The sequence below is a fragment of the Paenibacillus sp. S29 genome (assembly GCF_049319765.1).
Lineage (GTDB): Bacteria > Bacillota > Bacilli > Paenibacillales > Paenibacillaceae > Paenibacillus > Paenibacillus polymyxa_B.
The window spans coordinates 116,986-141,579 of record NZ_JBMOUI010000005.1 but is presented as its reverse complement, the minus strand read 5'-3'; the positions used below and the strand labels follow the sequence as shown (position 1 = coordinate 141,579).

The window sequence follows — 24,594 nt, the reverse complement described above, 5'->3', positions numbered from 1 at the left end:
CTCCTCGTCTGTTTTGTATTATTATAAGGGAGAATGCACCATAATGGGCAAAATGGGGTGCTGAAGTCACCAGATATTCACATATCTGTGTTGTGTGCTCAGACATATTTATATCACATTAGAGGATTACCGATGAACGAAGGAACATGAGCAGCTCTTCTGTCTCAACGTAAAAACACCCCATTACTCTTGTGGAGCAATGGGGCACACTCATTTTTTAACGGTCCCGGTTCACGACATAATGTATTAAGTGCTTCAGAAAAGCAATATTGCGTGGGATCTCTTCCAATGCTTCCAGAGCGAGACAATAGTGTTCCCACATCTCTTTACTGGCATCTTCTAGACCGAGGATGGACACGAAATTCGAATTGTTGTTATCCGAATCCTGACCAACAGGTTTTCCAAGTAAGAGCATATCTCCTTCCACATCAAGCAAATCATCTTTAATCTGAAAAGCAATCCCCATATGATAGGCAAATTTCTTCAAAGCAGCAATTTCCGGCTCCTTGACCTGTGCAAGCATGGCTGGCATAACCAGACAAGCCTCAAACGCCACTCCGGTTTTGTAAAAGCACACCATATTCAGCTGCTCCAAGGTCAGTGCCTTTCCTTTGGAATCCAGATCCATCGCCTGCCCCATACACATATCTTCTGCTTTCTGGGCCGAGTATTGTATCAAGGCAAGCACCGTTTCAGCATTGAACTGGTCAAGTGACGATTGTTCCCCAATCGCCTTCTGGATCAGATACAGACCGGTTAATTCCGCGGTAGCGCTATTGTGCACCTGATGCAAGGTTTGACGCCCTCTACGGGTAGACGCATTATCCTGGGAAGGCAGATCATCAAAGATCAGGGATGCGGTATGCATATACTCCAGTGATCTCAGAAGCGGTACGATTGACGATGAATCTAATCCATATTCGTTCACGCCCATGACCCAAGTCAATATAGGCCGTATCCGCTTCCCGTCCCCTTCAAGACTGTAATTTGCAGCCTCAATAAGCTGTTCTTTCATGGCCGGAATCCCTTGAGGCTTGGTAATTTTCAATTGGTTGTTAATCTGCTCACGGACCATTTTGACCGTATTAAAAAAGTCTTCCTTTTCCCTCGCATCGTTTTTCAGATGGGTAATCATTTGGTCCCGAAGCAGCTTATCTAAGAAATCTACATCATCCGCTTTTTGTACCATCTTCTGAATGAGATTATTAAATTCTGGATTTCCGGATGCAAAGATCTCCATCATTTCATTATACTTTTCTATACCTACACGTTCTTTATAACGTTTGAGTCCATTCATTGCACGATCCAGTATCACCTCACGAGCCATGGCATCGGAGTCATATACGTTATGGATCAAATAGGAAATAACCGCCCAGTATAATTCAAAAGGATTGATCAAATCCGGTCTCTGATGATGATATTTTAAATAGTAGGTATAAGGTGTTACCGCACCGTCTCTCATATCGTCAACCATATCCGCAAAATCATCAGCAAGCTGGTTATAGATACCATAAAAGAATGTTCGTTGCTCAAAGCCCTCATCCGCAGGAGCACTAATCACGGAACGGACAATCAAGCGGGACGAAGAGGACTTCAAAATAACGGGTATATAAAGCTCTTCATTGGTATAAGTAGCTCGCGTTAGATCCTTAACACGGTCAATATCTTGAGCATGAAAAAAGACATAGGCCTGCTCGAAAAAGGTTTGCTGTGTGTCCGGTCGCTGATGTTCCTTAATATACTCAAATGCATCCGAGAGCTCCGAATGTATGTATTGAATCAACTTCATATGATTTCCAGTCCAATTGCCCAACTCAGGCACAGATCCACTGAGAAGCGCGGCACGTATCATACGGGAATATTGTTCTTTCTCTTGAACGTTCAGAACCTGGGAATCGAGAAGATCATCGATGAAAGGATAGGTTAGACCATAGGAGTACCCCAGCCTGATGGCTTCATCAAGTCTGCGAGCACGTTCCACAGGCGACACTGTATCGTCCATTTCTTCCATCACATGCAGAATAACCCCGACAATGATCTTAATCAGTTTGCGCTGGGCTTGCTCGGCATCCATCTCCTTGGGAATATGGGAGGATACGGACCTAAGTTTGTTGATCACCCAAATTATCGCGGTCTCTATACCTTCCCTCTGGGCCCACCGATACACCCCGGCCAAATTCATAAATTCCGGTTGGTCTCCCCCATTTGCACGGGTGGATTGGATCAAGTGTTTTTTTACGTCTGCAATCACACGCTGAATCCGGGTATGTGTGTCAGGAGAATCCAGAGCTTTGCCTAGGTCCCTCATATAAATATAGGAGACACTTCGGTCCAGATAATCATCCAATTTGCCTGTATAATTTAGCCATTGAATGTATCTATTATAGTCCCGAGTATCAGGTTTTCTTTTTCTCCGCGAAAAAAAGGATAACCATGAGGAATGTTGAAGATGATTTTTTTTCCACTTTTGAATATCTTCTGTCAGGGTAGTCACATAAGATTTGTCTATGACCTGATCATACAGTAATGCAAAATACTGAATCGCCTTCCGCTCAGCCAGCTGATATCCTGTATTGGCTTGTAATTTTTCATTCATATGATGCATTACCTCTACTTCTCATTTTGTTAAACATGGTTGCATTTCTCCCTGAGGGAACGAATTCGGATCATGTTTTTATCTTTATACGGAAAATAATCTGTGAGGTTACGAAATTTAATGGGGTCGAGGCGATATAAGAAGTAATCTCAAGAGGTGAATCGTCATGAAATATAGTGAACAAAAAAGCTGGCTCTGCTCCATAAGAAAAGCAGCCCAGCTTGATCTTTATAGATGTTCCCCTTAGAGTGTTTGGTCCTTCTCAACCTTCTGCCATAAAGCCTCAGTCAGTTCATTTATCGTCTCCTTCATCGCCAGCTTCTCGCGCCAACGACTCGGGATACCACTTATTCCGTAATAAGCTCCTGCAATTTGCCCGTACACCGCCCCGGTCGTATCGGCATCATCCCCCAGATTCACTGCCAGCAGTGCGCCCTCTTCAAATGAAGTCGAATGGTGAAATGCCCACAACGCAGCCTCAAGGGAACGAATGACATACCCGGTTCCTTGTATTTCGGGTGGCTCCTTATGCCGGTAAGATCCCCGAATTATTTCTTCAATGGCTGCCGAATAAGCGGGCTCGTCCTGCCGCCACTTATAACAGAACTCCGCCGATAACATGGATTCTTTGTCCGCTCCTCGCAGACCTGCCACAAGGATTGAAGCAAGCACAGCACAAGCCTCCACACTTTCGACTGCTCCATGAGTGGTTCGCGAGCTCATCTCAGCGTACTTCACCGCCTCTTTCGGACGGTTCACATAGGTCATAGCCACAGGTGCAAGCCTCATAATAGAGCCATTGCCGGCAGTCATGGGGTCAACGGACCCGCTGTACGGATCTCCGGTAGCTTCGAAGCGATGCAGTGCTGCTCTCGTTGCACCACCGATATCAAAGCACGTTCCCGTACTACTCATATATCCCAAGTGGTACCAATTAGTGTATCGGCGCATTTGATCTGCCGGATCAAAGCCATCTTTACGTACCATACTCTCGGCCAAGCAGAGCGCCATCGACGTATCGTCTGTCCACTGGCCCGGCTTTAACCCAAATACACCGCCGCCCACGATATCCGTTACAGGTTCAAATGTACCTGGACTGCTGAATTCCACAGTGGTTCCCAAAGCATCGCCCACAGCCAGCCCAACCAGACATCCCAAAAAACGATCCTTGATAAGTGCCATTTTGATTTTACGCCCCTTTTCAAATGTAATAACTAACGCATATTTTCCCATCTCGCCAGGTTTATACCCGCATTTGTGAAGCTGGATTTATCAACGAAAAATCTGATATCAAGCAATGCAGTCAATACTTTCATAAAAACTCCCGGTTTTTTCTTGCAAAACAACTTAAGATATGTAATTTCGCTAGGATTACTTTTGAGAACAAAATAGGAGTAATTCATCAAGATCAAGTTGGAGATGAACTGCTCTGTTGGAGATTGATGCTCATTGATACAGTCGATCAGCACCTCTAATACCCTATTTTTATTAGAGTTATAGGCTTGTATAAACATCGTTGCTTCTACAAACGGCTTGTTGAAATCATCGAATGGAAAATCATATACATCATGACTACCCAGCATGAAGTTAACCCATTGGCCTTGTAAAAATTTTATTTTTTCCAGCGCTGCTTGTGTATCCATATCCATCTTACTTTTGTGAATATGCTCATGCAAAATGTTAATAAGAATGTGCAGATCATAATGTTGTGCGTCTTCCATTCTGTACATAATCCTATTATTTTCAATCGTTAAACGATCATAAATGTCGTCACCTAAACCCAGTTCAAATAAAAGATGTTGAAGGAAAAATAGTCTGTCCTGAGCAAACGTGAATTCATTGCCTCTATCTGCTAGATGTGAAACTTGATATTGATAATAAAAACAAAATAAGTTTTTTCTCCTATAAGCAACATCTTTATGTATATCAAACACATTAAAAATGAGCGAAAGCAATCGAATCAGGCGTTCAGCATCCAGTTCGCTTCGAATGACATGATCCATTTTTGTAAATTGCGACCTGTCAAACAGATCATGCCATCGCACTAGAGAAACATAATCCTGCTCGTTTATATTCAGGGTTAATATTCTTAAATTTTGCTCTTGATCGGGATAAGAATAAAATAGATATTCATGACTTAAATCAGAAATACGCTCATTAAAATAAGCTCTTAATTTGTAATCGTATATTTTAGAAAATGACATGCTTATCCTCCTTACAAGTAAGCCTGAGCATATTAAACTAAGCACAAAACATGTTCGAACTCCTATATTGTAAAATTAATCTGGTTAGACTGGCAAGGTGGCACAATTACAGAAACATATGTTCTCCATGTCTGTATTATGATATCTTTATGCTAGAAATGAAACGTTATTGTCGGAGGTCATAGCCTATAATTTAGAAAGGAATGGAAATCCATGAAACAACTAAGTGAAGCTTTGTCCCGTTTTGTACAACAACAAAACTTGTATAATGAAGCCTACGGGCTGTTCCAAAACCACGACATCCAGCCCCGGATGGAGAAAATTTCAGATTGCTGGGACAGCCAGATTCCTGTATCCCCCGAACTTGAGTATCTGTATAGCCATTATGAAATGATCGATGCTAAGGCAGCGGGAACACACAAATTAAAAAATGCAGCAGTTGAAATCGGGGATGCCGCGGTTCTCTTTTTTGCCGCACCAGAACATCTGTATCGCCAACAGCTAGGCTATCGCTGGATTACATCTGGTGAGCTTGTCCAAGAATCTTCTTCGTGGCCGCCCCATCATGTCGTGATTGCCACTTTTAATGACGATCCAATCATTGTCGATACTAGCGCACCCGCTTCCCCTGTATATGCTGCATTCGAAGGCGGTGCACCGCAGCAGGTGGCTGACTCTTTGGCTAACTTCTTTACGGCTCTTTCCATCCTGATTGAAGGTGCCTGTACCTTTAAGGGAGAAGTGAAAGATGAAGAAACATACGAAACCAAAACAGAATATATCGAGCACGTAAAACCATTGCTGCATCCGCTGTTGAGCGAAAATCAAACCACGTATTTAATGGAATACCTATCCCTTTGTTAGAAATCCTTTTTTTGAAGAGAGGTGGAGCTTATATGATCTATATCGCATTACTGCGGGGCATCAATGTTGGCGGCAACAACAAGATCGAGATGAAGAAGCTCAAGCAAACGTTTGAACATGCAGGTATGGGACATGTGACGACTTACATCAATTCTGGAAATATCGTTTTTTCCAGTCAGGGGCGGTCCAATCAGGAGCTATCGCTCGTACTGGAACAGGCGATTCTGGAGGATTTTAGCTTACCCATCCGTGTCATCGTCCGTAATATAAAGGAGATTCAGAGCATTATGGAGGCACTACCGAATGAATGGTCTAATGATACACAGATGAAAAGTGATGTAATGTTTCTGTGGGATGAAATTAACGATATTTCCGTACTAGACAAGCTTCCTTTGAAACCAGGAATTGGGCATGTTATATATACGAACGGGGCCGTTCTGTTTTCTGTCAGCAAAGAACAAGTCACAAAAAGCGGGTTAACGAAATTAGTCGGCTCCAAGCTGTATCAGCAAATGACGGTGCGGAATGTGAACACAACTCGTCAGATTTATAAGCTGATGCAAATGGCTGAACAGGAAGAGCTACGGGATACGAGCTCCTGACTGTAGTCCAAAAGCAATCTTGGAAGAGTAAACTCAAAAAGGGAGCCTATTGTTCGGCTCCCCAACTGTTTTTCTTCGATGGAATGTTTTCCCTAGTCTTTACGATGGGCCTCGTTAAATTTTAAATCCTTCGACCAGTTCATTCAGTCGCGCAGCACTTTCCTTCACCTGATCAGATTGGTGTGCCACTTCAAGAGATTTCTCCGTCGATGAAACCATATTCTCTGCAATGTGCTGAGTGGATATAGCAGACTGTTCGCTGGCTGTTGCAATCTCATGGATTGCTCTCACCATGGTTTGGATCGTTTCATTCACCTGCTTAGAGGTGGCGTTCAAATCATTGACCGTGTTCGTATGCTCAACGGCATCATTGTAATATTGTCCTGCTGTATCCTCAAGCAGCTGATAATCCTTGCCTACCTGGGCTTGCAGGAAGTGCGGTAATTCTTCGGCATTAGTAGTTAAATTCTCAACAGATTGCACAACTTCTTGAGTAACACTCTGAATTTGGTCTACTGCGTGTTTGGAGCCGTCTGCCAACTTGCGAATCTCGTTAGCCACAACCGCAAACCCTCGACCTGACTCACCCGCACGAGCCGCTTCAATGGATGCATTTAGAGCCAGCAAATTGGTTTGTGCCGTAATTTCTAAGATGGACTGAGAAAGTAAACGAATTTGGTCTACGCCCTTGGCTCGTTCTAGCGCTTCCTTCATCTTTTCATTGGCCTTCCGGTAAATTTCCTTGGCCGCTTTATTGGATTCACTAGCCGCATGCTTCAATGTTTCGGCTTTTACACTTGTATCATTGGCAGACTGAGCTCTTTCTTGAGTTTTGACCGAAATGTACTCTGCTGCCCGCTGCATTTCTTCCGCAGAATGGTTCATATTTTCGGTGTATGCCGAAGTCTCTTCCATAGCTGCTGACAGCTGTTCGACCGTGGCAGATACATCTCTAATCCGCTCATTGAGATCTGTCATATTTTGATTCGTCTGGTCACTCAGTTGGTTAATTTGGCGTGACTCATTGATAACCCCCGTTATGACCATTGAGGTTGAATCTGTCATTTGTTGAATGGCACGAGCAATGACAGCGATCTCATTATTTCCTTTGAGCAAGGTAGGATCAAGTGCTGCCGTTAAATTCCCTTGGGTAATCTCCTCACAGTATTTCGTAATTGTACTCATCCGAAAACGGATATTTCGAATGGCCGCAAAGGAGATGGTGATAAGAATAGCCAGCACGAGTGCCAGAACCGTGATCAAAACAATTGTGCGCATTTTAATCTCATTTTGCGTATTTTGATATAAGTTGGAGGATTGCTCATTGTTATAATCTGAAATCGTAGTCAACATCGTAACAATTGCCGTACTGGATTTATTAATCCGGCCTCTCTCTTCCGTGTCATACGTTCCGCTATTTTTTTTGACTGCCATGATTTGCTCAATATCCTGATAATATGTGTCTATACTCCCCTGTAGTTCCTCGTATAATTTCTGTTCCTTAGCATCCAAATTCCTTTGTGAGAATTCATTTAGTCCGGTTGTAACGCTATCTTTTCCTTTCTGCACTTGCTTATACTGTTTATCTGTGTACTCCTTATTGTCAAGTATTTTTGTATAATTAGCCCGCATATTGTAGAAATCACTTTTGACTTCAAGAATATTCGTTTGGTGTTGAAAGCGATCCACATACAAAATACCTTGACCCTCTTTAGCTTGATACATCCCGATAACCCCTACCAACGATACAATGAGTAAACCCACTAAGCTGATTACAATCATGGAGATCATCGTTGTCGTAACCTTTAAATCTCTAAAACCCTTTCCTTTTTTAGTCCTGTCTAATAGCTTGTTACTCATCCAAACCCCTCCAGATCGTCTATGGATAATAGTTCACGCTGCAGATCACAGAACGTGATAATATATATATCTATATATCGGTAGAAAGCGCTTAAATTTATAAGTAAAATAACGGTACTGCAAAAATAAGAATATTATAGTAGGCAATTTCATAGTTAGACTTGCTATGTAACTCAAAATTTTAGATACTCATGGGCTTAAAGAATTTGCTAAACTAGAAGAGGAGTCCTTACACGAAGTGGGGCACATATAAACAACGACGCTGAATGATGGGAGAGAAAGTATTGTGACAAACATACAAAATAAAAAACAAGTATATATAATCCACGGATACACAGCTTCGCCAGCCGATCATTGGTTCCCTTGGTTACAAGACAAATTACAGGAAGATGGAGTATCGGTAGGTATACTGGAGATGCCCAACTCGCAATCCCCCAAACTTAATGAGTGGATCGAGCATCTATTACAAAATATTAAAGTTCTACATAAAGACACCTATTTTATTGGTCATAGCTTGGGATGTGTATCCATATTAAGATACCTACAGCAAGTAAGTATCCCAGAACCACTAGGTGGTCTCGTTTTCGTTTCCGGTTTTACTGATCCAGTGCCGAGTCTACCGTCATTAGATGAATTTACAAATGGCCATTTGGATTATCAGCAAATCATGGATTCGCTAAAAGCGCGTTCAGTTATCGCTTCAAAGGATGACACAATTGTGCCCTTTGCACTCAGTAAGAAACTAGCTGAAGACATCCGAGCCGATTTCCATGAAGTAGACCATGGAGGACACTTTTTACAAAGTGACGGTTTTACCACCTTACCGATGGTACATCAAGTGTTAATTGAAATGATGAATGCAAATAAGTAGCATGACAGGCATAGTGTGGAAACTTACATAACCCGCAAAATGAAACCGGCGAAGGGTTCATTATTGCGGGTTCAATACATCAATACAATGCCCATTTTTCCGTACACAGCTCTATAAATGAATGGGCAACCTGTTCACATTCGTCATATCCCAAACTACCAGAATGAGCAAAAAGAACGGGATACTCATTGTTTCTTTTTTCCTCTCTCATATCAAACATATAGTGGTTTCCGCACCCATCCATCGCAAACGACACAGCACCCGGCATATATTCCGGTAACTCGTAGGCGAGGTTCATTTCTCTCAAATCTTCGGTATTGAAAAACTGAAAATAACGTTCTCCATTTTGAAACTCCCCGCCGTTAGAGTATCTCAAAAAATCCATATAGCTGTCAGGAAATTGCCCTTGGGGCAGAAGCCAGCCCACAGGATCTAAAGGTTTATATTGATCATGGAATGGAGACGACTTTGGAAAAGGGTTCACTTGTCTTTGCTTGATTTCGTGAATCTCTTGCTCGGATAGCTTTATGTTCCATGTTTTCAAAAAATTCGCGATTTGTTCATCCGTTGCTTCCTGACTTATTACAAACGGTTGTTCAAAGTGAATACTCCACATATCAACCAACCTCCATACCTCGATGCCTCTAAGAGTTGTTATTTCTACCGAGCAAGCTATTCCTTATCCACTACCGCCTGCCATGCTTTTGTAATGTCTATAGGCGACTTGCTGCTGGTCTCCCCTCCACCTTCCTGAGTCCATAGCGGCGGATAATATGCAAATACCTCTCCCGGCTGAAGTTGCTCCATATCCTTCTGCCAACCGTTCCAGCGGAATGTCTGGTAGAACAAGTCTAAATCTCCCTCAGCCAACCAGCCCAAGAAACCGGAATAGGCCAGCTCTGTGGATTCCCATTCTAATGCATCTGGTGCAAAATAATAGATATGACCGCTACGTCCGAATTTCCCTGTATCCAATCCAAAAAATCCACCTGCTGCATCATAAGCCACAATCAGCATCCCCTCAAGTGCAGGAACACTTTCTGGCTCCTGAAGCCCGTTCCATGAGGTCAAGCTACCAAAAATTCCAGAGCCACCTGCACCCAGCAAGGTGATCCAACCGTAATCAAACACGATTCCTCCTGTCTCATAGGCAACTGTTCCCAAATACGATTTCGTACTCACCTGCAAACGATACAGCGTGTCCCCTGGAGCGGATTCCGATTCGGCCGATACAATGTGATGAGAATTCCGGCCTTCTTTCAGAATATTTGTGACCTCTTCCCATGCATGGTTATCCTTATCCACCAGTTCATCAACCTTTAAAGTATGCATGTTCATTCCCCTTCCCGCATATCCTAAAATTCCCTTTCAACCCGCGAACTGATTTTTGAAAACCTGCATTTGATCTAAAATCACCCACTGATTCACTTCGTCGTATCCTTTTACAATTGCCGTGACCTCATGCTTCGGATACATCCACTCGGATGGTGTCTTTTCCTCATATGTACGAGTGTCTGACAATCCGACCGCATGATGCTGGAAAATATGAATAATCGTACCGTGTGGGAAAAACGCTTCAATATAACCCTTTACCTTAGTCCCAACGGGCAGGCCACTTTTGATTTGATGCCATTTCTGGTTGAAGGTGTGAAGATAATTGGACCAGATTTCTTCAAACTCTTTTTTTGTAATTTGCGTATAATAGGGCTCTGTATCATCAATCGCTTTCTCAGCTAATAAGAAATGATACTGCTCGTGCTTGCGATTAGAGGCGATATACGTGCCATCATCCTGGATGACAATTTGTCGATAGGCTATTCCATCCGAATCTATTTCAAAATACCAGGTTCCCATGCCTGGCTCCGGGCAATCTTTAAGATACTTCATGTGCTCCTCCTATTAAAGAACTAAATCCGTTGTCATCCTTTTTTCCCGCCATAGATTCTTATCAAATATGCGAGATATTCTGAACGTGTCAGTCCTCCCGCTTGGCGGTTGAACTCATCATACGAAATGTCTTCCAGGAATCCGAATTCGGCCAGTGCTTTTCGACGCTCCTCCCGATGCAACGGATTATCCAGCGTTTTGTGCCACTCCCGCTCTTCCCAGGGTCCAAAGCAGTCGGCAACGACACTTGAATACACACCATTATTTAAAAAATTTTGCGAAGACTTGAACACTGTATCCCCTTCCGGTTTGGAAACCGTGCCCGTTCCCCAGGATAGACTATACGTTCTTTCTTTCCTGCTATCCGTACTACAGCCATAGCCGATGGGGAACAAAATATCCTCTTCCACTAACAGCTTATGCCCTACCCACTCATAGGCACCCCGCATAAAGGAATCATCCATAACAATCCAGGTCGTTTCGGATAATGGGGCGGCTGTGATAGATTCCAAAGCTGTTGAACGGTCACGACTCGTAAACAAATACGGACGCACGAATAAAGGCATGGTCATGACACTGTTCCAAATGCTTTCCTCTGCAAACAACTGATCCTTTTGCATTTGGCGCAGATCTCCAATGACCAGTACATATCCATCTGTGAAAAGGTCTATTTCCACGCGGAAGATGTCTCCCGGGACCGTTTTATAACGCTGGTTTTTCATATGCTTCAGTCGGTGCAACCTGCGATCGTAATCCTTGGGCACAAGTGACGGATATTGCTGAAGCCAATCGATGATCTCTTCTTTACTATGTAAATGCTCACATCCCGTAATAGGGAGTTTCACACCCGTTTTGCTATTCACAGCAGTAACATAACTAAGAGGACGATCCCTTCGTATGCCTGCTGAAAAGGTTACGCCTTCTGCCTTGATGCTCGAAACACTTGTGTAATTCAGCTTTTTCTCTTTGCCACGAGCCGTTTTAGGCAAAACAAATGCCCGGTCACGCGTAAGAATCTCTACATCGGTTTCTCCATAAGTATCCTCAGTGGAAGAAATTCGCTTGCGAATGACATTCCCATCCATACAAATAAAGTATCCATTTTTAATTTCTACCACGTCCCAATGTTCTTCCAGCGTCTCCAGCCCGAAGTACGGTCGTAACGCGTTCGTTAGCCAACTATTCATCTACTCCTCCAGTTCCGAGTACATCTCAATGGACTCAGCTCAATTTTTTCCAGAGACTATAACATAACATGGCATGCAGCTCATTTATTCCTATACATTACAGCTTGGATCAACTCCTCCTGAATCCAGCTACTTTTGGTAGACAGTTGGAGCAAATCAGCAGAGATCTGTTTGACTTGCTCTTGCAACACGTGTGATTGATCCGTTCCTTCCAGAAAGCGACTCAAAAAATGAAGAAATACGTCTACCTTCCTAAACAGCATCAAAACAGGCAAAGCATCAATCTCGTTGTGGCTTAAATGAACCTGGCGGCTGAAGCCCCGGCAAAAATCCCGAACTGCTGTCTCCTCCTCCGGTTGTCCCAAAAATCCTGATAAGATGACCGCCGGCTCCATGACCCGAACGTCTAGCGTACAAAATTCAAAATCAAGCAGTGCAGTGACTAGACTATGATCCGAATCCTTTACTAACAAATTGGAAGCGTTCAAGTCTCCATGTACAAGCTGATGCGGCAACTCTTCCAATGCATGAAGCGAATCTGTAATCTCTTCATAAACTTCTCCTATCAATCGCAGCTCTTCATGTAAATCCTTTAGAGGCTCAGGCGGATGTAAACAAAAGCCTTGAACCGTTTCCCGGTTACACAATGGATAGGATTGCTGCAAAGCATAATACGGTCGATAGACTGGAGTCATATCAAGATTGAATGTCGCAAGCACAGCAGATAATTCCCCCGTAGTCTCGCCCAAAGAATAGGCAAAGCTTGAATCCTGCTCCAGGGGTGATATGCCTTCTATGTATTTGAACAGACACACATATTTGCCGCTTTCCTTCTCCAGTTGAGCAAGCGTCTCTCCCGTGACCGTTGGAATAGGCTGGGGTATCCTGAATGATAGAGAATGCTTACTCAGCTCCTGCAAAACCGCATGCTCAAATTCAATTTTATCCCGATCCCTGTGTGTATCGTAGACGCGCAGCACCCCGCTTCGTCCACCACTCTTAACAAAATACGTCGTATTATTCCAACCCCCGGTTCGTTTCTGTAGCGTTCCGTTCCACTCCGGCCAGTGACGTCTTAGTATTGCTTCCAAGGATGTATCCTCCCTTCTTCGTGTCCATAGCATCGGCTGACCCCGGCATGCGAGAAGTATGGTTATAATAGCTTTACAGGTAATTTCATTATTTTAGCATAGCAGATAGCCTATTTTATAGCAGAGAGCGACTCTAATTCACAAGAATTTAAACCGAAGGAGGAATACCTCACTTACAATGTGATCGAGTCTTTTTAAACAGGACATACACAAAAAAACAGGACTGATTGATCAGCCCTGTCTTGTACATCATACCCCTTTAGTCAATCTGGATCTGTCTGCGGGAACGATCGTCACCCTGACGTTTAGGAATTTCAAGTTTCAATACACCTTGATCCAGTTTTGCCTTAATGCCTTCTTCATCAACATGATCCACATAGAAGCGTCGGACAAATTCCCCAGAACGGCGCTCCCGTCGAATCATTTTATTCGTATCATCCTTCTCTTCATGATATTCATTCCGTTTAGCACGAATCGTCAAATAATTATGGGCAATATCGATGTCGATATCTTCTTTTGCAATGCCTGGAAGCTCAGCTTCCACCAGATATCTGTCGTTTTCTTCACGAATATCCGTCCGAAACGTCTGAGAGTTGCTGCCAAATGGAGCAAGCCAGTGGTCATCAACCATACCATTGAAGGATTTAAACATTTGTCCAAAGAAGTCTTCATTTCTTTTACGAAATGGGACCAGATCAAACATGAAAATCAGCTCCTTTTAATTGGTTGTTGTTTGTGTTCCTTACGATTCATATTATAGTACCGAATAGAGCGAGGCTCAAAGTTCAAAAGAGGCTGAAAATACTGAAATAACCCGATCCTAAGCGATCTGTCAAAAATAGTTTTAGATTTCAATCAATTCGACCTTTTTTGACCTTTCGACTTCACAAGAGACTACATATTCTTTGGCAGCCAACTCAGGCTTGCCCTGCTATCGCTTGTTCCGGCGTGGAAGCTGGGTACAAGTGACAGGCCACCTGCCGCCCTGGTGCAGCTTCGGCAAAGATGGGCTGTACTTTGCTGCATATCTCCATGGCTGCCGGGCAGCGGTTATGAAACGCACAACCACTTGGCGGATTTTCTGGACTGGGCACATCCCCTTTAAGTACAATCCGATCACGTTCCGCTTCCGGATCAGCTACAGGTACCGCAGACATTAACGCCTTTGTATACGGGTGCAGCGGCTCTCTGAACACTGCTTGGGTCGGTGCGAGTTCGACCAGCTTGCCCAGGTACATCACACCCACGCGGTCGCTGATAAATTTGACGACCGACAGATCATGGGAAATGAACATATACGTCAGGTCATATTGTTTTTGCAGGTCCTTCATCAGATTGAGCACTTGCGCCTGAATCGACACATCGAGGGCCGAGACTGGCTCGTCACACACGATAAATTTGGGATGAAGCGCCAGTGCCCTTGCGATCCCGATCCGCTGGCGTTGACCACCCGAGAACTCATGCGGATAACGATGGGCGTGATAAGGAGACAATCCGACCACTTCGAGCAGCTCTTCCACCCGCTCTTTGAGCTGCGTTTTGCTTAGCTTTTCATGCGTGATGAGCGGTTCTTCCAGCACCTGCTGTACTGTCCATCTGGGATCAAGCGAAGCAAACGGATCTTGAAACACCATCTGCATATCCGTTCTGAATTTGCGCAGCTGCTCTGTGTTTAGCTTACGTATATCCGTGCCATTAAACAGAATCTCTCCATCCGTCGGTTCGATCAATCTGAGAATTGCCCGTCCAGTTGTGGATTTGCCGCAGCCGGATTCTCCCACGATTGCCAGGGTTTCACCCTGCTGTACAGTCAGGTTAATACCATCCACCGCTTTGACTGCTCCCACTTGTTTGGAAAAAAGTCCTTTTTTGATCGGATAGTGCTTTTTCAAATTACGTATTTCAAGCAGTGTACTCATGATATCCCTCCTGCTGTAGCAAGCAGCGGCTTTTGTGTCCGGGTTCCACTTCTGTAAGCTCCGGGGCCTCTGCACGGCAAATTTCCTTGGCAAACTGACAACGTGGTGCAAAGCGACAGCCTTTTGGCATATCAAGTGGGTTGGGAACCTGGCCCGGAATGGAAGCCAGACGCTCCTGATCACTGTTCAATTGTGGCAGTGAGGCTAGCAAACTTTGGGTATACGGATGCTTGGGATCTTTAAAAAGTGTTTTAACATCCGTTTCTTCTACGACTTGTCCGGCGTACATAATCACGACCCGATCGCACATTTCAGCAACGACACCAAGGTCATGAGTAATCATCAGAATGGAAGTTCCTTCGGACTTCTGTAGCTCACGCATCAAGTCAAGAATCTGTGCTTGAATGGTTACATCGAGTGCCGTTGTCGGTTCATCGGCGATCAGCAGCTTCGGATTGCACACCATCGCCATCGCAATCATCACCCGTTGGCGCATACCGCCCGAGAGTTCATGCGGATAAGAAGCGGCTACTTTTTCTGGACGTGGAATTCCTACTTTCGTCAGCATTTCCACAGCCATGTCTTTTGCTTTGTGTTTGCTTACACCGTGGTGGTAGCGGGCAGACTCCGCAATTTGCTTGCCGATTTTGAACACAGGATTTAGCGAAGTCATGGGCTCCTGAAAAATCATAGCCATCTCGTTGCCACGAATCGAGCGCATTTTCCGCTCCGAAAAATCCAGCATGTTTTCACCGTTAAACCGTACTTCACCAGCGGCTACTTTCCCAAGTCCCTTGGGGAGGAGCTGCATAATGGAAAGGGAGGTAATGCTCTTGCCGCACCCGGATTCGCCAACGATTCCGAGTGTTTCGCCTTTGCCAACCGATAGATCGACGCCGTCCACAGCCCGGATGGTGCCAGCCGCAGTCTTGAACTCCGTCCGGAGGTTAGTTACTTCAAGCAGTTGTGTCATGCCCTCTTCCTCCTCCTTGTCCATCATTAAACCTTCATGTTCTTTTTATCTTAGGGAATAAGCTTATTCAGACTTACCCATCGTTTGCAGATGCTTCATGGTACCGTACAATTTAGTAATATGTTGAAACTCCTTTTCCGAATGAAAAGAGCATTGCCCACGTCCATAAGCTTTGGCTGTTTCTACAGCCAATTTGGCCGCCAGCGCAATATCGCTTTCGTGGCTGGCCCCCGTTGCACTGCCTGGGACAGGAGCAGCGGCCGTGATGGCTACACCAACCACTGGAGCGGAAGTGGCCACCGCTGGCTGCAAAATGCTGTTGATGTGATACAGATCGTTACCATAAGGTGTGATATCCTGCGTTGTTACAGCAAACGTGACACAGGGTTCGCCAGTAACAGTCTGAACAATATCGACGAGGTCTTCACTAATGCGTAGCACGTAGCCTTCACGTACCGTTGGGGAAATGGCAATACCTTTATGGTTAATGACCCGATTCCCTTTGGTCGTATCAATGGACAGGATCGCTTCCATTTCGGGTGTCACTTCATATTTGTTCATTGTCAAAATATCTACGGGTGAATCCATAAATGGAACCGGATCATGGGGCTGAGTGGGTGCATCTGGACAAATATGTGTACAGATAATCACATCTCCATCAAGCACATCTCCTTTGGACTGCATGCTCAAAAGTTTAGCCGCCGCCGAAATTGCCGCTGCCGCACCGTCACCATCGGATACAAATCCGATCATTTCCGGCCGTGCTCCTAGTCCACCAAGTCGCCCTACTACACCCAAGGTTGGAGAATCGCCCCCCTGAATGCGACCCGTTTTACCGGCAATGACAATTTTAATAAAATCCGTAGAGCCCTTTTCACCTTGCACGGTGGTGATCGTAATCTCCGCTTGACCCAGTTGTTCCAAATAAGCTTTGACTTCTGCCCCGCTGGCGAACGGATTATCCAAAAGGTCATAAACTTCAAAAACTTGTTTCATCATACGGCAGATCCCCTTATGCTTCTTTTTGTGTTGTTTTCAGATATTTAAGCGCCGTCAAGGCGTATACTTTCGCAGATTGAATGATCTGCCATACCGGAGCTTTTTCATTAAAATTGTGAATGGTCGACAGTTCGGCAGGCCCGTATTGCAATACCGGGATATTGTATTTGCGGAATGCACGTGCATCGCTGGTTGCCCATTGCAGTACGCCATAGGCCTCTTTACCGCTGACTTCAGCGATAGATTCCACAAGCTCCTGTACAATCGGCTCGGTGGGCGGGGTCCAGTTGGCATTACCATAAAATCCGAATTGTCTGGGCTCCGCGTCAATGCCAACACTTGCAAGCAATTCTTTGGCTTTGGCCAGTACATCCCGGTGGTCTACGCCAAATGGAACACGGGAATCCACTTGCACTGTGCAACGGTCCGCAACCACATTGACTTTCGTGCCCCCCTGGATCGTACCAATGTTCACCGTTACATGATCAAACGCTTGTCCATAGCTTGGGTTCTCTCGTTCGCTTGCATAACGCTTGGAAATTTCAATGATCTCTTTGACTTCTTCCGGGATGTCCGGCTTGATGTCCCACAGTTGTTGCAGCGCTTCAATCCCTTTTGCAGCCTTCAAAATAGCACTTTCACCTGCAATTGGCTGCAAACTGCCATGACCCGGTGTGCCTTCAACAGTAAATTCAAACCAGCAGCTTCCTTTTTGCCCGATGGTCGGGTTTTGCGGGCCTGAAGGCTCGGCGATCACAGCAGCTGTTCCTTCAATCAGCTTTCTTTCCAGCACCCAAGGTACTCCAAGATGTCCCCCGGTTTCCTCGTCTGGAACTACAAGCAACGACAACGCACCTTCGAGCGGCACGCCCAATTTGGAGAACAGCGCAACGGTAAATATTAATCCACCCAGGCCGGCTTTCATGTCCGAAGCGCCGCGGCCCAGGAGATAGCCATCACGAATTTCACCACAGAACGGATCAAAATCCCAACGAGTACGATCCCCTGCCGGCACAACGTCTGTATGCCCACAGAAAATCAGTTTTTTTCCGTCCGCCGTTTCAGCGCCATAATCAGAAATGAGATTCCACATATTCGGCCCGGATTCATGCACCGTTGTTTTTATACCTGCTTCTTTAAGATAGTCCATAATGAACTGACTAATTTCGCGTGAATCACCTGGAGGATTTTCCGAAGGAAATTGAATCAACCGCGAGCATAGCTCAAGCAATTCGTCCTGCCGTTTATCTATTTCATCAAGAACTAACGTTTTCCAATCTGTCATTTCCATTCAGTCCCTTCACGTTTTCCATTTAGCCAACTACAATTTTTACGATCCATCGGGATCAGCTTCCTACTTCAGGTGTAAAATGATAGCCTTCGGCTGTAAAAACCGAAGGCATAAGGTAAGATCACAACTTACTCTTTATTCAATGAATAGAATCGGATAACCTCATCTGGGTAGTAGACATATCCAGTGACATCTTTGCTCATGCCAACAACGCGATTGTACTCATACAGGTACGCCCATGGCGAATCTTGATTTATAAGTTCTTGTGCTCTGCCATACAGCTCTTTACGTTTATTTTCATCTTGCTCTTTGCCTGCTTGTTCCCAAAGCTTATCCACTTCTGCATTAGCGTAATGCATATAATTCGATGAACCGCCGCTGTACATCAGAAACCCGAGATGGTAACCAGGGTCGTTGACGAAGGAAGTCCATTTGGAAATGTATGCTGTCAGGTTGCCTTCTCGTTGCTGTTCAAGGAACTGTGCACGAGCAACATTGACAACATTCATCTTTACGCCAATCTTGGCAAGTTCAGCTTGAATCAATACGGCATCATCTGCCCAGTCCTGGAAGCCGGAGCCCAGTGTCAGGTCAAAATTAAACCCATTAGGATAACCCGCTTCTGCAAGCAGCTGTTTTGCTTTGTCCAGGTCGTGCTTATAGCTGTAACCCGCATCGGTGTAGCCAGGCGTGTTACTCGCTACAGAACTCTTCATTTGTTTCGCTTGACCGTACATGACATCGTCGATTAATTGGTCGTAAGGAATGGCATAAGCAATTGCTTGACGCACTTTTGGATCATTAAAAGGTTTGACTTTGTTATTCATGGCGAAATACAGAATCCGGTTACTTGCATTGGATTGAACCTTTAGATCGGCGTTGGTTTCCAGCTTCGAAACATCCTTTGCAGGAATCTCAATCGCCATGTCCACATCGCCTTTATCCAGCAAAAGTACACGGTTGGAAGCTTCCTTGGTAAACTTCATCGTTACTTTGCTCAGATTTGGCGCTCCTTGCCAGTAGCTGTCATTCGCATTAAAGACAGCTTCTGTCGCAGGGTCCCATTTTTCAAGTTTGAACGGACCTGAACCTGCCGCATGTGTTTTCAAAAAGTCGCCATCGCCATTTTCTTTGACAAGCACATCATCCACAATGGAGAAGTTGTACAATGACAGGATTTGCAGAAACATATGATTGGGTTGGGACAATGTAACGACAACGGTGTGCTCATCTGGCGCTGTAGCGGTTTTAATGGAACTCATACCATACAGGAAGCTACCGGAATCGGAATTTTTAAGCCGCTCAAAGGAATACAACACGGAATTGGCGGTTAGCGGGTTGCCGCTTTGGAATTTAACGTCTTTACGCAGATGGAGCGTATAAGTCATGTTATCTGCGGACACATCCCATTTTTCAGCCAGCATGGGCTTAATGGCTTCCGTATCTGCCACTTCGCCGCTATCCGTAGACTTTTTGCCGTAGGTCACAAGCTGATCATAGAGCGCAAGCACAAGGGTGTCCGATGTAAGATCACTTGCTTCAGCAGGGTCCATGGTTGACCCTCCCTCCGAGTAAGCAAGTGTAATCGTCTTTGGTGGGGATGGGGCATCTGTGCCCTTCTCTCCAGATGAAGCGGACGGGCTGTTAGCATTGCTCGCACAACCTGCCGTCCATAGCAACGTAGACAAGACGACAATTAGAGAAAGACTTTTTTTCAACATGGCCTACGTTCTCCCCTTTAATGATCTATTTATTTTTATTTGCTAGAGCGCAGTCTAGGATCAAGAACATCCCGCAAACCGTCTCCAAGCAAATTGAAGCCCAAAATAGCTGTCGCAATTCCAAGACCCGGGAAGGTTACAATCCACCACTCACCGGAAATGATATACGCTCGCCCTTCTGAAATCATTGCGCCCCATTCAGCAATTGGGGGTTTCACACCGAGTCCCAGGAAGCTGAGACTGGCTGAGGTCAGGATGGCGAAGCCCATTCCAAGCGTTGCATTCACAAGCAGTGGGGCAAGTGCATTAGGCAAGATGTGGCGAAACAGAATCGTTCCGTTCGTTACACCAATCGCCCGGCTGGCCTCAACAAACTCCTTTTCCCGGAGAGAGATGGTTTGTCCGTGAATCAGCCTGGCGAATTCGGGTATGCCTACAATACCCACGGCGATAAGTGCACTCATCAGTCCTGGTCCCATCGCTGCAGCAATGGCCATGGCGAGTACCAGCGACGGGAAAGCCAACAGAATATCCATACAGCGCATAATAATGCTGCCCATTCGACCGCCATAGAAACCTGCGATGGCTCCAAGCGGTACGCCGATGATAAATGAGATCGACACGGCGATCATTCCGGTCCATATGCTGATTCTAGCTCCGTAAATAACACGGCTGAGAATGTCGCGTCCGTAATTATCGGTCCCAAACCAATGTTCTACACTTGGCGGCAGCAGCTTGTTCGTCGGGTCGGTTACATAAGGATCATGTGGAACGATCCATGATGAGAGGATGGCAATGAGCGTCCAGCCAACGATAAAAATGAATCCGATTAAAGCGAGTTTATTGCCAAACAGTAATCGCCAAAAGGTCTTACGTTTCGGTATAGCGGCTGCATTGGGCTGAGGTACAGCCGCTTTTGCCACCAAATCACTTGCAGTGCTCATCCGAGTACCTCCCCCTACTTTTGTGCTTCATTGTTATCACTCGTACCGGATACGTGGGTCAATCAATCCGTAAACCAAGTCGACTCCAAGATTGATAAAGCTGTAAATCAGCGCACTTACGAGGGTAAATGCTTGAATCGGTGCGTAATCAGCTGCCAAAATGGAGTCCGTCACATAACTGCCCACTCCTGGCCAGGTAAAAATGGTTTCGGTAATAACCGCTCCACCAATCAGGTAACCGACCTGCAAACCAAGTACGGTAAGCGTTGGAATAAAAGCGTTAATGAGTGCGTGCTTATAGATGACAATTCCTTCGCGCAGACCTTTGGCTCTGGCTGTGCGAACAAAATCCTGACCGATGACTTCCAGCATGCTGGAGCGCATCATCCGTGCCACAATCGCCATGGTGCCTGTGCTGAGACAGACAGCTGGTAGAACCAAATGGGATAAACTGCTTTTTAAAGCTACAAAATCACCGGTCATCAGACTATCGAGTACATAAAGTCCCGTAACGTGCGTCGGCGGATTGATGTCACCGCTAATTCGACCCATCGGCGCAGGAGCGATGCCCCATTTAGCATAGAAAATATAAATGAATAACAGTCCAATCCAGAAAATGGGCATACATGCACCGATCAAGGAAAACACGCGTGAAATGTGATCAACAATCGATTCTTTACGGGTTGCCGCCAGAATACCGATCGGGATTGCCACCAGAATCGCAATAACCAAGCTTGCCAGCGCCAACTCGATGGTTGCTGGAAACCGGGTAGCAAAGTCGCTTGCCACTGACTGTCCGGTGTGATAAGCCTGACCCAGATCACCTTGGAACAATCCAACTACATAATGAAAGAATTGAATGTACTTCGGTTGATCCAGTCCCATACTGCTGCGAATATTTTCAATCGTCTCGGGTGTAGCCTGTTCCCCCGCAAGCATCACAGCAGGATCACCTGGAAGCACTCTTGAGATCATGAATGTAATGACGACAATACCAAGCAGTGCTGGAATCATTTGTACCAATCTACGTAGTGTGTATACGGCCACAGTCCGTCCCCCCTTATCCGTAATCCCTCGTCTCTTTGTTACCTTTCTTTTCATCACTTGTTATTTTTATCATTGTACTAAGGAACAAGAACGGTTTCCACGTCCTGAATAACTAAAAATAATGACGAAATTTGTCGTCCGTGCACTAAAGTAACTCAATATGTAGTTTAAATGTTATGTATTCATCCGGTTTGAGAAATCAAAAACAGCATAATACAAAACAGGCAATCCCCTTTTAAAAGGAAATCGCTTGTTTTTTGTAAATATGGATTGTAGTATTAGGTCGATCAGGAAAGGAGAATCACAGTATTGGAAACGAACTACAGAAAGCTGTTGGAACAGATGATGACACCCTATGATGAAATGCTGCAGAGTCTAATAGGTGATCACGCCGATTTTTCGAAGGTCGACTATTTGGAGAAGCACAGTGAGAAATATGGAAAAAGTGATGCCAATTATACCAATCGCTTGAAGGTGCTTTTGGCTATGTATAATCGCGAGGATCGATATGCCCCGCATTACGAACCGATTGTTAGAAGGTTGCTCGTTAATGAGATTATAGACAGGGAGACGAACAGTTTTCAGGGGATTGGCGATGCTCTGTATTACGCCGTTTTTTTACTGCAAAAGTATGAGCGTGAGCAGGACCAAATCTTGTTCCAGCAGGCCAAGGAGGCCAATTTCGATACATATGCCGGGTTTGACCCAGAGTTGATTTTGGAAAAATATTTATTCAGCAAAGATGCAGCTAATATCGATCGTTATGGCAAACGATAAAAGAGAGTCTTCAACCTGCCGCTAACCATATGGGGACCGATCAATATCAGCTTGCTGTATCTGCCAGCAAATTTATGGGAGATACCAAATTGGAGCAGAGATTAATCAGACTTCAGAAGCAAAGGTAGTAATCCAGTTGCGATGAGGGGCCTGTCGCGTGTTCTGCAAGGAACGAGGCATTCGACTCAGCGCTCGCCGCTCGGTCGCCCCCCGAAGCAGCGGTTCAAAGGTATATCCAGTATTGTCTTTGGCTACAGCTCGAACCATTCCGCAGCACGCTCCTCTTCTTCCAGCACCCTGTACATTCCTTCCCTCCACTTCACCGCATCTTCGCCACCAATATGAAATAGACAAGCCTATGAGTTCATCAAACCACTCTTTTATTTATTTGGCCTTCTGAGATACCAGTTCACTATTCCCTTTTCTCTTTCTTATCCCCAACATAATGACGGCCATAACAGCTACCAGAACTGCTATAAGAGCAAAAGGAATATATTTATCCACCCGATATAGCGTCGTTGTCAAAATAGGAGCAATAATCGCAGAAATGCCTTGGACAGTGGCCACCAGACCAGCGGCTCCTCCTTGCTGTTCTTTACTGACAGAAAGAGAAGCCCCGGCCATAAATCCAGGCATTAGCAAGCCTGTACCTATACCAAACATAAAGAACGCAAAATAGTAAACGACCATGCTGGCTGACATGAGGAATAGCAGCATACCGACAATAAGAAACAGAGAGCCGAGCAAAATCATCGGCTTGGGTTGCCATTTAAGCCATTTCATTTGAACGATCTGTACAATCAACATCGCTGCCCCAGAAAACATAAGCCCAAAGGAAACCACTCTTGCTGTTTCTTCGGATGAAAGGCCTAATTGATCTTGAAAATAAAATCCACCTATAACCTGGATGGTCACAATACTAATCATCGTAACCAAACCTGCAAACAAATACATTCGTAGACCAGGTTGAAAAGGGTTAATCCGAGCTGGCTTTTGCTGAATAACAGGCTTGGCAGACGGAATTGCCAGCAAGGCCACTACAAATGCTACAGCCGCAATCACGATTCCAAAATACAGAGGCCACAGCAAGCCTATTAAAGTAAAGGCGCCTGCAATAGCGGGCCCAAATACTAATCCAAGTCCATTGGCCGCGCTAATGATAGCCATCCCACTACCTCGATCTTCTCCCTCGGTCACGTCTCCCATGTAAGCTTGGGAGGATGACAATACCGCCGGGATAAACCCGCCGATCAAGCCGCGTGTAACAATCAGCAGGACTAACAGCATTCCGCCGCTGAGCCAACCCTTTAATCCTGCAAAAAGAGTAAGCGTAAACAGCAAGCAGCTTACACACATCCCTATGAATCCAAGCAAAATCACAGGCTTGCGTCCCTTTGCATCACTCAGATTCCCCCAAATTGGAGCCATTAAGGCCATCGTTATGGAGCCAAGCGATATAATTAACCCAGAATGACTTTCTCTTAACCCCAGCTCACGAATAAGGGGCGGCATAATTGGAGCAATGAGCATAAGCCCTAGCATAGCCACAAATACACTGAAAAAGATGCTCCCTTTGATTCTATTCATCCTCGCACACTCCTCTGGTATAGATTCTCTCTATGCAGAAGTATACGGAGCATACCAAGAAACTACTGCCTGTATACGGATAAATTTGCGGTTAAACGGATTTAATTTAGCATATAAAACAGCGGCCAGCCTTCAGGGCAGTATAAGATGATCTTAATTCTATGATCCAATGGG

23 protein-coding genes are annotated in these 24,594 nt (G+C 45.1%); 4 read left to right on the top strand and 19 right to left on the bottom strand.

Annotation, left to right across the window (positions count from 1 at the left end):
- Positions 1-217 precede the first annotated feature (217 nt).
- The 3 genes from ACL9RM_RS10450 to ACL9RM_RS10440 form a co-directional block, all read right to left on the bottom strand.
- Positions 218-2,605 (bottom strand): polyprenyl synthetase family protein, encoded by a 2,388-nt coding sequence (locus tag ACL9RM_RS10450; protein WP_250266374.1) that lies wholly within the window; start codon positions 2,603-2,605, stop codon positions 218-220.
- 234 nt (positions 2,606-2,839) lie between these two features.
- Positions 2,840-3,778, bottom strand: coding sequence for an ADP-ribosylglycohydrolase family protein (locus ACL9RM_RS10445; RefSeq protein WP_250266375.1), 939 nt, complete (start codon positions 3,776-3,778; stop codon positions 2,840-2,842).
- A gap of 32 nt (positions 3,779-3,810) precedes the next feature.
- Positions 3,811-4,800 carry a hypothetical protein gene (locus ACL9RM_RS10440; RefSeq protein WP_250266376.1) on the bottom strand — a complete coding sequence of 330 codons (990 nt, stop codon included), beginning with the start codon at positions 4,798-4,800 and terminating at the stop codon, positions 3,811-3,813.
- 213 nt (positions 4,801-5,013) lie between these two features.
- On the opposite strand from ACL9RM_RS10440, the gene ACL9RM_RS10435 reads away from it, so the two are divergent.
- On the top strand, positions 5,014-5,664 hold the full coding sequence (locus tag ACL9RM_RS10435) for a hypothetical protein (protein WP_250266377.1): 651 nt from the start codon (positions 5,014-5,016) through the stop codon (positions 5,662-5,664).
- Positions 5,665-5,696: 32 nt separating this feature from the next.
- Positions 5,697-6,266 (top strand): DUF1697 domain-containing protein, encoded by a 570-nt coding sequence (locus ACL9RM_RS10430; RefSeq protein WP_250266378.1) that lies wholly within the window; start codon positions 5,697-5,699, stop codon positions 6,264-6,266.
- Positions 6,267-6,380: 114 nt separating this feature from the next.
- On the opposite strand, the gene ACL9RM_RS10425 is transcribed toward ACL9RM_RS10430, so the two are convergent.
- Positions 6,381-8,126, bottom strand: coding sequence for a methyl-accepting chemotaxis protein (locus ACL9RM_RS10425; RefSeq protein WP_250266379.1), 1,746 nt, complete (start codon positions 8,124-8,126; stop codon positions 6,381-6,383).
- A 286-nt stretch (positions 8,127-8,412) separates the two neighbouring features.
- Between ACL9RM_RS10425 and ACL9RM_RS10420 the strand changes: the two genes are divergently transcribed.
- Positions 8,413-8,997 (top strand): RBBP9/YdeN family alpha/beta hydrolase, encoded by a 585-nt coding sequence (locus ACL9RM_RS10420; protein WP_250266380.1) that lies wholly within the window; start codon positions 8,413-8,415, stop codon positions 8,995-8,997.
- A gap of 79 nt (positions 8,998-9,076) precedes the next feature.
- Here the strand turns inward: ACL9RM_RS10420 and ACL9RM_RS10415 are convergent, their stop codons facing one another.
- The 13 genes from ACL9RM_RS10415 to ACL9RM_RS10355 form a co-directional block, all read right to left on the bottom strand.
- The gene (locus ACL9RM_RS10415; RefSeq protein ID WP_250266381.1) at positions 9,077-9,613 is read right to left on the bottom strand and encodes an SMI1/KNR4 family protein; all 537 of its coding nucleotides are present in this window, start codon (positions 9,611-9,613) and stop codon (positions 9,077-9,079) included.
- 56 nt (positions 9,614-9,669) lie between these two features.
- Positions 9,670-10,329 carry a DUF2625 domain-containing protein gene (locus tag ACL9RM_RS10410; RefSeq protein WP_250266382.1) on the bottom strand — a complete coding sequence of 220 codons (660 nt, stop codon included), beginning with the start codon at positions 10,327-10,329 and terminating at the stop codon, positions 9,670-9,672.
- A gap of 36 nt (positions 10,330-10,365) precedes the next feature.
- Positions 10,366-10,884: a hypothetical protein gene (locus ACL9RM_RS10405; RefSeq protein ID WP_250266383.1), complete on the bottom strand. Its 519-nt coding sequence runs from the start codon at positions 10,882-10,884 to the stop codon at positions 10,366-10,368.
- A gap of 32 nt (positions 10,885-10,916) precedes the next feature.
- Positions 10,917-12,071, bottom strand: a complete 1,155-nt coding sequence (locus ACL9RM_RS10400) for an immunity 26/phosphotriesterase HocA family protein (protein ID WP_250266384.1) — start codon at positions 12,069-12,071, stop codon at positions 10,917-10,919.
- Between the two features lie 80 nt (positions 12,072-12,151).
- Positions 12,152-13,162 carry a phosphotransferase enzyme family protein gene (locus ACL9RM_RS10395; protein ID WP_250266385.1) on the bottom strand — a complete coding sequence of 337 codons (1,011 nt, stop codon included), beginning with the start codon at positions 13,160-13,162 and terminating at the stop codon, positions 12,152-12,154.
- A 259-nt stretch (positions 13,163-13,421) separates the two neighbouring features.
- Positions 13,422-13,865, bottom strand: coding sequence for an Hsp20/alpha crystallin family protein (locus ACL9RM_RS10390; protein ID WP_250266386.1), 444 nt, complete (start codon positions 13,863-13,865; stop codon positions 13,422-13,424).
- Between the two features lie 214 nt (positions 13,866-14,079).
- Complete coding sequence (locus tag ACL9RM_RS10385; protein ID WP_013311307.1) at positions 14,080-15,081, bottom strand: ABC transporter ATP-binding protein; 1,002 nt, start codon at positions 15,079-15,081, stop codon at positions 14,080-14,082.
- Positions 15,065-16,054, bottom strand: coding sequence for an ABC transporter ATP-binding protein (locus ACL9RM_RS10380; protein WP_250260796.1), 990 nt, complete (start codon positions 16,052-16,054; stop codon positions 15,065-15,067). The genes ACL9RM_RS10385 and ACL9RM_RS10380 overlap by 17 nt, the downstream gene beginning before the upstream one ends.
- A gap of 63 nt (positions 16,055-16,117) precedes the next feature.
- Complete coding sequence (locus ACL9RM_RS10375) at positions 16,118-17,053, bottom strand: DUF1177 domain-containing protein (protein WP_250266387.1); 936 nt, start codon at positions 17,051-17,053, stop codon at positions 16,118-16,120.
- A 13-nt stretch (positions 17,054-17,066) separates the two neighbouring features.
- A complete protein-coding gene (locus ACL9RM_RS10370) occupies positions 17,067-18,338 on the bottom strand; it encodes a M20 family metallopeptidase (protein ID WP_250266388.1) in 1,272 nt (423 codons plus the stop codon).
- Between the two features lie 134 nt (positions 18,339-18,472).
- Complete coding sequence (locus ACL9RM_RS10365) at positions 18,473-20,065, bottom strand: ABC transporter substrate-binding protein (protein WP_250266389.1); 1,593 nt, start codon at positions 20,063-20,065, stop codon at positions 18,473-18,475.
- Positions 20,066-20,100: 35 nt separating this feature from the next.
- Positions 20,101-21,009: an ABC transporter permease gene (locus ACL9RM_RS10360; RefSeq protein WP_250266390.1), complete on the bottom strand. Its 909-nt coding sequence runs from the start codon at positions 21,007-21,009 to the stop codon at positions 20,101-20,103.
- Positions 21,010-21,045: 36 nt separating this feature from the next.
- Positions 21,046-22,056, bottom strand: coding sequence for an ABC transporter permease (locus ACL9RM_RS10355; protein ID WP_250266391.1), 1,011 nt, complete (start codon positions 22,054-22,056; stop codon positions 21,046-21,048).
- Positions 22,057-22,365: 309 nt separating this feature from the next.
- Between ACL9RM_RS10355 and ACL9RM_RS10350 the strand changes: the two genes are divergently transcribed.
- Positions 22,366-22,833 carry a hypothetical protein gene (locus tag ACL9RM_RS10350; RefSeq protein ID WP_250266392.1) on the top strand — a complete coding sequence of 156 codons (468 nt, stop codon included), beginning with the start codon at positions 22,366-22,368 and terminating at the stop codon, positions 22,831-22,833.
- A 105-nt stretch (positions 22,834-22,938) separates the two neighbouring features.
- On the opposite strand, the gene ACL9RM_RS10345 is transcribed toward ACL9RM_RS10350, so the two are convergent.
- A complete protein-coding gene (locus ACL9RM_RS10345) occupies positions 22,939-23,100 on the bottom strand; it encodes a hypothetical protein (protein WP_414126320.1) in 162 nt (53 codons plus the stop codon).
- A gap of 117 nt (positions 23,101-23,217) precedes the next feature.
- Positions 23,218-24,420 (bottom strand): MFS transporter, encoded by a 1,203-nt coding sequence (locus tag ACL9RM_RS10340; RefSeq protein ID WP_250266394.1) that lies wholly within the window; start codon positions 24,418-24,420, stop codon positions 23,218-23,220.
- Positions 24,421-24,594: the final 174 nt, after the last annotated feature.